Here is a 12435-nt window from a genome sequence, read left to right as displayed (position 1 = left end):
CTGACGGATAGAACACGATATCAGTCAAATAAACTCATACGTTTCATAACGTTATCGCGCTTGATTCGCCAGTGAAATAGAGCACCCGCAATATGCAGCGTAATAAGCACAACTAACGCCCACCCTAAACGCTCATGCCAAACAAACAGCGTTTGCGAAAGCGCTTCGTTTTTGCCCAATACCCCCGGCAAATGCCATTGAAAAAACTCAACAGGAAAGCCGCCGGTAGCAGTGGCTGTCCAACCAATCAGTGGCATAACCACTAGCCCCGCATAAAGCAAGTGATGCACGCTAGTACTGATAATTCGCTCGAAGGCATTGAGCGGCGGTTCGTGGTCGGGCACAACAAAAGCTAGCCGCGTAATAATCCTCAGCGTCATTAGCAACAGTATCGTCACGCCTAAGGTTTTATGGCTGGTATAGAGCACGTTGGTAAGCGCATTCCCAAGCAAATCAACGGCGCGCTCATACCCCAGGAAGCCAAGCGTCAGACCACTTGCCAATGACAGCAGCACGGCGACTGCCACTAGCCAATGCAACACTCGGTGAGGATAAATATAGTGATCTAGCTCGTGCATTCAGAACTCCTGGCTCATTCGCGTCATGGTAGTTAGCTTAGCTCAGTCAGGTTGCGTTAGAAAAACTAAGAAACCTCTGATTAACTATTGCGCTTGTCCATACTGCGTTAAAAATCGCCTCAAAATGCTCATTTACAACTCGTAAACTCCGCTTTTTCGTTGATTTTTGCCTTGTCTGGCCTACGCTCATAACATTAATCAGAGGATCCTAAATTATCGAGCCCCTCACTGAGCCGTATCACAATCAGCCCCCATTTGGCCGCCTTTGGACCAATTTTCCTGGGTTACTTCTTGAAAAAACACCTGCACGCTCACTGGGTCGGTACCATACACATCGCAGAACGCATCAGTAATACGCTTTGCCAATTCTCGCTTTTGCGCAAGATCACGGGGGAATTGCTGGATAGTGACTATAGGCATCTTAGCTTCCTATCAATGAACATGTTAAAGCAACACCTTATAACGCTTCACTAGGTGCCGCTAGCTGTTCGCGAATCAATTCTCCTAAACGCCGCGCAGGCTCAGAAGGACGGTGTGGAGCACGATGAAGCGCTAGCTCAATCATTGGCAAGGCAGGAAGGCCACTACTGTCATCCAGCGGGCGCAGCGAGGGGGTCAACATACTACGCGTTACCACAACAACAGCTAACCCCGCGGTTACAATAGGGGCAAGACCCGCCATTGACTGGCTGGTATACGCAACGCGCCAATCACGCCCAGCCCCTTGTAACGCCTGCTCAGCAACCTCGCGAAAAACATCAGCGCCGGGAGAGTAAAGCGCCAGCGGAATAGGGTCACTTAGCGAAGGCTGCTGATTTACCCCTACCGCCCACATCAGTGGCTCACGACGAATCACATCGCCTCCTGGCGAATTTCGTTGGCGAGTCACCAGCGCCAAGTCCAACTCTGCTGCTTTGACCTGTTCGACCAAATGAGCACTAGTGCCACACTTTACGGTTAGCCCCACCGCAGGATACAGCTGGTGAAAGTACGCAAATACTGACGGCAATAGCGACGCATAGTCTTCAGGAATACCCAACGTTAAATCGCCCGTTATCTGGCGCGCCTGCATATCGCTCCACGCGTCGTCATTGAGTGCCAATAGGCGGCGCGCGTGTACCAGCAAACGATCTCCTTCTGGGGTGAAACGTAGTCGTCGCCCAGCTCGCTCATGCAAACGCACATCAAGCTGCGTCTCTAAACGCTGTAACTGCATGCTCACTGTTGACTGGGTATACGCCAGCCGCTTTGCCGCTGCCGTAACGCTACCTGTATCGGCAATAGTAACCAGCGTACGAAGTAGCGTTAAGTCAAATGTTGGTGCACGCATACATCACCATTATTGATAATAATGATCATAAAAGATCGATATTGTGATGAGTGTTTACTGAGTATGCTGCGCGTCTCAGGTTTAACGCAAGGAGAGATGCCATGCATCCCGTTCATTCCCCGGCCGTCATATCCCCCAGGTACAGTGTATGCGCAGCACTTGTGGCGGTGATGTTATGGAGCATAGCGCCGCTATTAGCAGAGTTGGCTCGGGATACCTCTCCGCTTCAGCTCACCGCACTTACGCTGCTTGCAGGTGCACTGGCAACATTGCCACTCAGCCGTCGCGTTAACGTCGCGGCTTGCCGTCCTCGCTGGCAAATTAGCGTATGGCTTGGCCTACCACTATTGATCGTTGGTGCTGTTAGCAGTTACTACATTGGCATGCGTCTAGCACCTGCCGCAGAAGCCGCTTTGATCACCTACACCTGGCCAGTGCTGTTTGTACTATTAAGCCAATGGAGCCGGTTTGGTCGTCTGCATATCGCCAGCGTGACAGGTGCGCTAATTGCTTTTTCGGGTGCCGCTATTTTGTTACTGCCGCAAGCCTTAAGTGGCGGCTTTGGCGGGGCTGCTTCAGGGTATGGGTTAGCGCTACTGGCGGCTTGTTGCTGGGCGCTCTACTCCTGGCTCGGGCAAGTAGCTCCTGTATCGCTAACACCATTGCTCCCGCGGTTATTAATGATCGCCTGCGCTGTTGCAGCCTGCGCCAGCTTGATAGTGGAAGGAACCTTCATCATGCCGCAGGGTGAGGCTCTGTTGGCGGGTATCGCGCTGGGGCTTGGGCCGTACGGCATCGCTATGGTGGCCTGGGATAAAGCACTACGCTTTGGCCAAGCCAGCCTAGTCGGCAGCCTTGCCTATGGCGTACCGATCCTAGCGGCACTGCTACTGGTACTGGCAGGCGTCAGCGTGTTTGACTGGCGGCTACCAACGGCCGCCTTATTGGTCGTCGTAGGCTGTTTAAAAGCAAGCCGCTAAACACTATTGACCTAAATAGCGAGGCTTTGCGATACCTTCCAGCGCATCAAGGGGGATCGTCAGAACAGGCTGGCCGGCTGCATAAGGGGCAATTTCATAGACGTTGTATTTAACTTCCCAGGCAGTTGCCAACGGGGCTATGTTGCGGCTCTCGCTGAGCGGCCAATTGAGGGCAAACTGCTCATCATGACCCATCTCCTCTATCCAGCGTTGGTGGGCCTGATCAAGCAGTGCTTGAAAAGCGCCCTGCTGGCCTTCCAACAACATATCGTCTGGATCAACCACACGCAGCTGACGCTCGTCTATCACCATAAACTCAGTCATTGGCAAACCATGCGCTTGCCCCGCATGATAAACGTAGCTACTTAGCTCAAGTATCAATAAGTCGTTGTGCTGCCCATAAACCTTAGCTTCTAATACCGCTTCGCTAGTCATTGCTCCAGGTGAGGTGCGATTATCTTCCTCAGCTAGCTCAAAAAAGTTTTGTGCATAGGCCTCCCAGCTATCAGCTGGCAATGCATCCTCCTCAGTGATGCCCATTGCAAGCGTTAACAGCCGTTTTTGTAACTGCTCCGTTAGCTCTGCAGATTGCGGAAACGCGAGCGCAGACACGGTGACGGTAGAGCACTGTTCAGCCTGACACTCAGGTGCTATGTACTCTTTTTCAACCGCTTTGGAAGCAAGCGTAAGTGACTCTGCAGAAGCATCATCCGACGACTGACAACCACCTAGTAACAATAAACCAATCACCGTTAAACCGAATGAATAGCGCAGCATAAAACCTCCTTGTGAATAACGTAGGCACCTTCAAGCCACGTAAATAGGAATACAAAAGCAAACGCCCCTGCTGTCTCCAGCAAGGGCGTTGCATCATACAACGTGCGCTACATTACGCGTCAGGCTGCATTTCTGTTGGCTCTGTATTGACTTGCAACTCAAACATGCCGCTGCCGCTAACTGCGAAACCACGTGCAACAACAGTGTAGGTACCCGGCAAAAGCGCCTGCTCTAAACGCGAGTTAGTGCCGCTACCGCCGTCATCATCGCTATAAGAATCACCGCCGCCACTTAGCTCTAAATACGTATCAAAGTCACTTGAACGCATGCTGAGCCTAACCAAAGAGCTTTCTTCTAAAGTGAGTTCATAGGTCAACGGCTCACCACTATACCAGCCAGTGAGCGTTTCATTAGCTGTTAACTCACCCTCATTACGTAGTTCTACACCCTCCGGCAATTCACGCGGCTCTACTGAAAGCGTAAACAAACCGCTGTCGGAGCCATACGCCGTGCGTGCTGTTAATTGATAACTACCCGGTGCTAAAAAGTCGGCAATACTGGCATCCAGATTGCCAGCACTATCGTCATCTTCGCGGAAGTAGCCATTTGGCCCTTCCAGCACAAGATAAGAGTCGATATCGCTTGAGCGCATATCAATTTGATACATACCCGCTTCTTCGATCTCTAGTTGATAGCTTCGCTCCTGGCCGCTAAACCAACCATTCAGCGTTTCGCTGGGCACAACACTCCCATCATTGCGCAGATCGTCAGGCAATTCACGTGGCTCCGCACTCAACGTAAAAAGACCACTCCCTTCGCCGAAGGCAGAACGTGCGGTGACGGTGTAATCACCAGGAGCAAGAAAGTCTGAAATACGTGCATTCAAGTTGCCAGCGCCATCATCATCCTCACGGTTGTAGCCGTTCGGACCAGACAGCTCCAGATACGCATCAAACTCATCGGCACGCATCTCGATTTGATACATACCTTCTTCTTCAACGGTTAACGTCACTTCCCGTGACGTGCCACCTAGCCAACTATCCATCGGCTCGCCAATGGTCAGCGTGTCAGAATCGCTCAGCTCAACCGTGCGGCTATTAAGGGTGAATGGGCCATAGCTGCTTGCATCCGCCCCACTGACGGCCACTACGTATTGACCATCTTTTTCGATACGATGACGAACGGTCTCGGCATTCTCCAGCAGCTGCAGCCCATCGTCATAGAGAGCAACGACTCCCCTTAAGGCACCACTGAGAGAAAACTCGACTAACGAGTCCTCTTCCAGATTGATGACATAGCGCACATAGCGGCTACCATCATTACCGTTCAGCTCCGCTGCCGAGGTAATCTCTCCCCTAGTTTGCTCACCTAGCGTAATACTTTCGAGCCCTGCTAATGCTTGGGAAACCTGCCCCTGCTCCGCACTGGTAGGTTCTGCGGCGCTTGTCGTTGATGTAAAACTGGGCGCCGCCTGAGCGGCTAACAACCCAACAGCAACCCCACCGGCGGCAACCAAAATTAGCGTTAGAGAAGAAGACTTAGCCATAGGTGCATCCTTGTTTATTGGCAAACATGTAAAACCTAGCGAGTGCTAATTATATGATGCCTATCTGAGTAAAGTGAGCCTTTATCTAAAATTTATACCAGACACATGACACCGCCGAGTTACATCGACCACACTTCGTTAACTTGCTGAATCACAACGGCACTGAAGAAAGTTGCAAAAAATCTTAATTTAGAAGCCAATTGCACCGATCTTCGTAAAGCTTGCCGTATTAAAATGACCACGTTACCATCGGAGCAGATATCGGTAAATACTCCGACACATAAAGAATCGGCACAATGTAAACTGAGGCACTCCAATGGGAGCATCTAAACGGTTCATCCGCACGAGCTGTGCTGCGGCATTACTCACCTTCTTTTCCACTGGTCATGCATTTGCCACAGAAATTCAAGAGGGAATCGCATCCTTTTACAGCGATCGCTTCCAGGGTTCCCCTACAGCCAGTGGCGTACCTTTTGACCAACAAGCGCTAACGGCTGCTCATCCAACGCTTCCTTTTGGCACCAAGGTGCTAGTTACCCGCCCTGATACTGGCCAGGAGGTTGAGGTACTGATTAATGACCGCGGCCCCTTTGTTAAGGGACGTATTATTGACCTATCAAAACGGGCAGCTCGCCAACTCGGCATGATTCGACGCGGCGTTGCCCCCGTCATGATCACCCTGGTCGATTAACGGATAACACACCCGCAAGTGTGTGATACCCCTTAAACAAACAGCGTTGAAGAAGATTAAGCTTAATTGAAAGCGGCTCACCAGAGCCGCTTTTTTATTGCACAGCAAATTAACTCTTCGACGAACTTGAAAGCGCGCTAACGGTCTCTATGCTGCAAGGAGATTTGTTTAAATCACACATGCAGGAGGCACCCATGCAATCTCGCTTTTTTACCTTAACGAATTACCCCACCGGCTTACCTAAACGCGAACTATTTTCACTGGAAAGTCAGGAACTTCCCGATCTTGACGAAGGTGAAGTCAGGGTTCGCAACCATTGGCTGTCCGTTGATCCATATATGCGTGGACGAATGACAGGGGTACGCACCTATGTCGCCCCTTTTGAGCTGGGCAAGCCGATGGAAGGTGGCGCAATTGGCGAGGTCATTGCGTCTAACCACCCAACCATTAAGGAAGGCGATAAAGTCAGCCACATGGGCGGCTGGCGGGATATCGCGCAGGTGTCAGGCGACAGTGTCACTGCGTTACCAGACAGTGACGTACCAGAACAAGCATATCTAGGTGTATTGGGCATGCCAGGTATGACGGCATGGACAGGCTTGAACCTTATTGCCGAGTGTAAACCTAGCGACAATGTACTGGTAAGCGCTGCCAGTGGTGCTGTTGGCTCGCTTGCTGTACAGCTGGCGAAAGCCAAAGGTTGCCACGTGGTTGGCATTGCTGGGGCTGCCCACAAGCTTGCATGGCTTGAATCATTGGGCGTTGAGCCGGTTAGCTACCAAGGCCGAAGTGCACAGGAACTCAGCGACGCTGTTAAGCTTGCTAGCCCTAATGGCATTGACGTGTATTTTGAGAACGTTGGTGGTATCTGCTTAGAAGCAGCGCTAAGTCAACTCAATGACGGTGCACGCATTGCTGTATGCGGCATGATTGACAGCTATAACGCCGAAGCACCGGCACCAGGGCCGAGCAACCTTTCCCAGTTGGTGGTACGCAAAGCTAAGATGCAGGGATTTATTGTTGCCGATCACTGGTCTAGCTATCGCTACTTCCTCAACGAAGTCTCTCCTCAGGTAGCGAAAGGCAATATAGCCTATAAAGAAACCGTCAAAGAGGGTCTTGAAAGCACACCGGATGCCTTTTTAGCGCTTTTTGAAGGGGGCAACACCGGCAAAATGCTGGTGAAGCTCACTGACTAAGCCATGCTTACGTCAAGTTAACCCCACATTGCTACCTCACTATTTCCTACCTCAATAACAAGCCGCGCCACGGTAACAGGCGCGGCTTTTTGGTTTGCAGCACTACTTAGCAAGCAAATTATTAGACCAAAAGTGAATTGATTATTAAAATTACCCATAATCAATGTGTGTTTTAACCCATCATCACTGCCAATGGGTTAGGGCACGTTGCAGATCTGTCGCTTTTCTAATTTTACCAAGCGGCTTCAATTCGTTGTTAATAGGGGTTTTCTCATGGATGGACACACGCGTGCCCACGGCAAATGGCCAGCGCTACTGCTTGGCCTGCTACTCGCGGTAGCTGGTGTTGCACTGACCATTGGCGGCGCTAAGCTGCTTAGTTTAGGTGGTAGCGCTTACTACTTAATCGCTGGGGTCAGTATTTTTGTTGTCGGTGTACTGCTGGCAATGCGCAAAGGCATAGCCTTATGGCTTTATGCAGCGGTACTTTTTGCAACGCTGCTATGGGCACTCTGGGAAGTTGGCTTAGACTGGTGGCAGCTGGTCCCCAGGGTTGCCATTGTCTGTTTAATTGGCATCATTTTACTGCTTCCCTGGTGGCGCAAACCGCTACATTCACGCGGCGGCAGCCTAGCGCTAGTGGCAAGCATTGTCGCAGCGATTATTGTGGCAATTGCTAGTCAATTCACCTATCCAGGTACTGTGGCAGGCACGATGGAGTCTGCCAATAATAAAGAGGTTAACCCAGCCCAGGCTGCAGGCGATGACTGGCCTGCCTACGGCGGCACTAATGCAGGGACGCACTACTCCTCGCTTAGTCAGATTACTCCCGAAAATATAGGCGAACTGGAAGAGGTGTGGCGTATTCAAACCGGTGATGAACCCGGCCCCAATGCACCGCCTGAAATCACCAACCAAAACACGCCGTTAAAGGTCAACGATAGCCTTTATATTTGTACATCGCACAGCCGTGCGATGGCACTGTCGCCCGAAACCGGCGAAACCCTGTGGGCGTTTGATCCCAACATTAGCACCATGGGCGCAGACGACTTTTCCGGTTGGGCACATATGACCTGCCGCGGCTTGGCGTATTATGATGCGGCTAATTATTCCAGCAGTACTGAAGATTCCACCATCGATAAACCAACACTGTATGCCGATGGCAGTCAGTTTGAACTCGACCTCTCCTTCTCGCTCACCTCAGAAGAAGACTCCACGTCTGAGCTGTTAAGCGCCACCGATGTCATGTGCCCACGCAGGCTTTACCTACCCACCGCCGATGCCCGCCTGATTGCACTCAACGCCGATACCGGGGAGCGCTGTGAAAGTTTCGGCGAAAACGGTGAGATCGACCTGACGAACAATATTGGCGAGTTTAGCCCAGGAGGCTATTACTCGACATCGCCTGCGACTGTCACTGAAGACTTAGTAATTTTGGGTGGCCACGTTACCGACAACAGCTCAACCGACGAACCCTCTGGCGTTATACGCGCCTTCGACGTACATACTGGCGGACTAGTGTGGAACTGGGACAGCGGCAACCCTGAAGACACCGCACCATTAGAAGAGGGCGAGACTTACACGCGTAACTCACCCAATGTGTGGGCGCCGATTAGCGCCGATGAAGAGCTTGGCCTCGTTTACCTGCCCATGGGTAACGCTACGCCAGACCAGTACGGCGCTAACCGCTCTGAAAATGATGAGACCTTTAGTGCCGGGCTAGTAGCGCTTAATTTGAACGACGGCCAAGTGGCCTGGGTGTACCAGTTTGTACACCACGACTTGTGGGACATGGACACACCTGCACAGCCCGTATTGATTGACTTGGCAACAGCAGATGGCACCCAGCCAGCCGTCATTCAGCCCACTAAACAAGGCAGCTTGTATGTGTTAAACCGTGAGACCGGCGAGCCGATTGTGCCCATTGAAGAAGTGCCCGCCCCTCAAGGTGCTATTGAAGGCGACTGGACGGCAGAAACCCAACCTCGCTCAGCACTGAATTTGCTACCACCGCCGCTTACCGAGCGCGACATGTGGGGCGCATCACCCTTTGATCAGATGATGTGCCGCATCCAATTCCTCTCGCTGCGCTATGAAGGCCAGTACACACCGCCTTCGCTGGAAGGCAGCATTATCTACCCTGGCAACGTTGGGGTGATGAACTGGGGTGGTGTTGCGGTAGACCCAGAACGCCAAGCACTGTTTACCGGCGCGAAGTACTTAGCGTTTGTTTCCAAGCTGATTCCACGTGATGAAGTTGAGGATGGCCAAGGCTCAGCTAGCGAGCAAGGCCTGCAGCCCAACACGGGTGCCCCTTACGCAGTAGAACTCGGCCCGCTGCTGTCAGTGCTCGGCCTTCCCTGCCAAGCACCCTCTTGGGGGGATGTGGCAGGAATCGACCTGCAAAGTAACGAAGTTGTGTGGAAGCACCACAATGGCACCACCCGCGACAGCATGCCCTTTGATCTGCCGATTGGTCTGAACGTCGGCGTCCCTGCGCTGGGTGGCCCGCTAACCACTGCGGGTGGCGTTTCCTTCCTAAGCGGCACACTGGATCAATACCTGCGCGGCTACGACATCACCACTGGCGAAGAGCTGTATAAAGCTCGCTTGCCTGCCGGCGGCCAAGCAACGCCGATGACTTACACCGGCGCAGATGACCGCCAGTATGTGGTCGTTACCGCCGGTGGTCACGGCACCTTCGGCACCAAAATGGGTGACTACGTGATTGGTTACGCTTTACCGGAATAGCCATCACTTAGCGTAGCGACGAACAAAAACGGGCGACCCAATGGGTCGCCCGTTTTTTTTGCTAGGGAGCCTCTGCTGATTAAAAACTCAACTCCACGCCGCCATAAACACTTCGCCCTGGGGCTGGCTCATAAAAGCGGCCAAAGGTGCCGTTTAAGCGCACATTGGCATAGTGCTCTTCATCAAGCAGATTGCGCAGACCAAGATAAGCACTTAGTCGCGTACCTTCACTTAACTGCCAACCATCACCTACCCGGAGGTTGAGCAGCCAATAGCTATCTACCTCCGTCGCATTAGCGTTATCCGCTACTAAATCACCGATGTATTCGGTTTCCAACGTGACGAAACGCTGATCAAGGTTTTCCCAGGTTAATTGATTGACCCACGTTTGCTCTGGCAATCCAGGAATCCGGTTGCCATCAAAGCGTTCACTAGGTGTTGCAAACTTATCGAATTCATAACGCGCGAGGGTTAAAGCGCTATCCAGACGCCACTGGTCGGCAAGCTGCCAGCCCAGCGCCAGCTCTAGGCCATCGCGATTTGTGTCACCTGCATTCTGATAGAAGGTACGACCACCCTCATCATACGGCACCAACTCATCGCGAACGCGGACCGAAAATAGTGCGAGATCGTAATCCATCGCCAACGGCTCAATGTAGCCACGCAACCCTATTTCGCGATTCCATGCTTTTTGCGGCTCAACAGCAGGGTTAAAGCCACCGCCAGCCGGGTTGGCAAACTCAGAAAACGTGGGTGTCTCAAACGCGGTGCCGGTATTAATATACGCTTGGTGCTGCGGACGATAGCGATAGCTTAGCCCCGCCGAGCCACTCCACTCGTTAAAGGTACGCTTCCCGCTTTGATCTCCGTCATCAAGAAACGTATCGTCGACGTCTAGCGCCACCCGGTCATATCGCGCGCCCAACGAGAGCGTGACCTGTTCCGAGAGCGCTAAATCCCCTTGGGCAAACACGCCAGCGGACGCCGCAGTTTGGGTTTCATCCGCTAACTGCTCGCCAACTACTCCCTGGGCATCGACATTATTACGAAAACGCTCATCCTCTTGGCGCGCCACATCCACCCCAACGATATAACTCAGCGGCAGGCTCCCTAACGCCACCTCGTGATGGTATTCAGCGCTTGCGCCCATATAGTCCCGCTGATAACCCAAACGACTACTGCCCACAAATGGAAGCTGCTGTTCAAAGCTACGCTGAGCAATTAAGCCCTTGAGATACAGCTCACCATCCCCTGCCGCTAAGTCTTCGTATTGCAGACCCAACAGCTGCTGATCGACGTTTTGCCCAGCATCTAGCGCTAGCGAATTGGGCGCAGCCTGATCGCGCCCAGCGGCAACTTCACGGGCATTAAGTGCACCGGGATCTTCCGAACGGGGGTTCTCCAGCAGATTAATAATCGCAGTAACCGCCCGCCCACTGCCGAGTTCTCGACGCAACTTTGCATTCAGCAAATACTTCTCGGTTGAACTTTGTTCACGATAACCATCAACGTTAAGCGCCGTCAGACTGATATGGTGCGACCAATCGCCCTGTACACCGCCATTTTGCAGTGCCACTTTTTGATAGCCATCACTACCTGCGCCCATCCGCAGCCGTGTACCAGGATTATCACGCCCATCTGCAGTGGTCACATCAATCACTCCGCCAGCCGCATTACCGTAAAGCACTGAAGACGGCCCGCGAATCACCTCAATACGCTCGGCACTGTCTAAATCAATGGCATCCAACTGCGCTTGACCATCCGGAAGTGTGTATGGAATGCCATCTACCATAACGGTAATCCCACGCACACCAAATGGAGCACGCGCGCCAAAGCCGCGAATAGCAATGCGTTGCCCTTGGGCGAAGTTATCGCGGTTTTGTAAAAACACCCCCGGTACTCGGTTAAGCGCTTCATCCAACCTCACCCGTTGCTGACCTTGGGCAATTTCTTCGCTCTCCAAGGTAGAAACGGCCGCTGGTGTGGCATACAGCTCGCGGGCTAAGCGCGGAGCGCTCACCTCTACTGTAGGCAGTACCGCATCTTCACCGCTGGGCGCCTGCGCCCACACAGGGCTGGCTAGAACAACGCTCGCGAGCAGCAGTGATGACGGTAGATAGTGACTCATGGCGTTCCTTATTCATCTGTAGTCGATGGGCTTTCGCAGCCCTAATTTCTTGAAGATCTAATTTTTTGAAAACCTAAGTTCTTGAAAATCTAAGCTCTTGAAAACCTAAGCTCTTGAATACGCCTACCTAAGCAAGTGAACGATAGCCCAAACACGAGGTCGTACCTAGGTCGCACTGATTCGCCAAACTTAATCATTGCGACTACGTTACGCTCAATCGCTGAACCGCACTGTTGCTAAAAGGCCAGCATTAGCAATCAGCACTAAAACCGTTATTGATATCTACATTATAGAGACCTACGTTATTAACCTGTTCGTTATTAACAAACAGACTGTATAAGCAAAGGAGGCTGCATGGCGTTTACCGCAACTGACCCGATCAAGATGATCTTTGCCGTTATTCTGCCCCCACTAGCCCGGATTTCTCACAGGGTATAAAAGAAAGCGGCTGAAAG

The 12435-nt window shown here is 52.2% G+C and carries 10 protein-coding genes; 4 read left to right on the top strand and 6 right to left on the bottom strand.

Annotated elements, in window-relative coordinates:
• Window positions 1-20: 20 nt before the first annotated feature.
• The 3 genes from INT19_RS12130 to INT19_RS12120 form a co-directional block, all read right to left on the bottom strand.
• The gene (locus tag INT19_RS12130; RefSeq protein ID WP_089038969.1) at window positions 21-578 is read right to left on the bottom strand and encodes a cytochrome b; all 558 of its coding nucleotides are present in this window, start codon (window positions 576-578) and stop codon (window positions 21-23) included.
• A gap of 225 nt (window positions 579-803) precedes the next feature.
• The gene (locus INT19_RS12125; RefSeq protein ID WP_089038970.1) at window positions 804-998 is read right to left on the bottom strand and encodes a tautomerase family protein; all 195 of its coding nucleotides are present in this window, start codon (window positions 996-998) and stop codon (window positions 804-806) included.
• A 37-nt stretch (window positions 999-1035) separates the two neighbouring features.
• The gene (locus INT19_RS12120; protein ID WP_193060923.1) at window positions 1036-1908 is read right to left on the bottom strand and encodes a LysR substrate-binding domain-containing protein; all 873 of its coding nucleotides are present in this window, start codon (window positions 1906-1908) and stop codon (window positions 1036-1038) included.
• A gap of 101 nt (window positions 1909-2009) precedes the next feature.
• On the opposite strand from INT19_RS12120, the gene INT19_RS12115 reads away from it, so the two are divergent.
• Window positions 2010-2888, top strand: coding sequence for a DMT family transporter (locus INT19_RS12115; RefSeq protein WP_193060922.1), 879 nt, complete (start codon window positions 2010-2012; stop codon window positions 2886-2888).
• A 3-nt stretch (window positions 2889-2891) separates the two neighbouring features.
• Here INT19_RS12115 and INT19_RS12110 read toward each other — a convergent pair whose 3' ends face one another.
• Entirely contained in the window at window positions 2892-3665 is a 774-nt protein-coding gene (locus tag INT19_RS12110) for an RsiV family protein (RefSeq protein WP_193060921.1), read from the bottom strand.
• A gap of 112 nt (window positions 3666-3777) precedes the next feature.
• Complete coding sequence (locus INT19_RS12105) at window positions 3778-5211, bottom strand: hypothetical protein (protein WP_193060920.1); 1434 nt, start codon at window positions 5209-5211, stop codon at window positions 3778-3780.
• 316 nt (window positions 5212-5527) lie between these two features.
• On the opposite strand from INT19_RS12105, the gene INT19_RS12100 reads away from it, so the two are divergent.
• The 3 genes from INT19_RS12100 to INT19_RS12090 all read left to right on the top strand — a co-directional run bounded on the left by INT19_RS12100 (window position 5528) and on the right by INT19_RS12090 (window position 9852).
• Window positions 5528-5902: a septal ring lytic transglycosylase RlpA family protein gene (locus INT19_RS12100; RefSeq protein WP_089038975.1), complete on the top strand. Its 375-nt coding sequence runs from the start codon at window positions 5528-5530 to the stop codon at window positions 5900-5902.
• A gap of 194 nt (window positions 5903-6096) precedes the next feature.
• A complete protein-coding gene (locus INT19_RS12095; protein WP_193060919.1) occupies window positions 6097-7101 on the top strand; it encodes an NADP-dependent oxidoreductase in 1005 nt (334 codons plus the stop codon).
• A 273-nt stretch (window positions 7102-7374) separates the two neighbouring features.
• Window positions 7375-9852, top strand: a complete 2478-nt coding sequence (locus tag INT19_RS12090) for a glucose/quinate/shikimate family membrane-bound PQQ-dependent dehydrogenase (protein ID WP_193060918.1) — start codon at window positions 7375-7377, stop codon at window positions 9850-9852.
• 79 nt (window positions 9853-9931) lie between these two features.
• On the opposite strand, the gene INT19_RS12085 is transcribed toward INT19_RS12090, so the two are convergent.
• Window positions 9932-11980, bottom strand: coding sequence for a TonB-dependent receptor family protein (locus INT19_RS12085; protein ID WP_193060917.1), 2049 nt, complete (start codon window positions 11978-11980; stop codon window positions 9932-9934).
• Window positions 11981-12435 lie beyond the last annotated feature (455 nt).

The sequence above is a fragment of the Halomonas sp. 3A7M genome (assembly GCF_014897875.1).
Taxonomy (GTDB): Bacteria; Pseudomonadota; Gammaproteobacteria; order Pseudomonadales; family Halomonadaceae; genus Vreelandella.
Note: the sequence above shows the minus strand (reverse complement) of the source record. Positions and strands in the feature narration are given on the sequence as shown.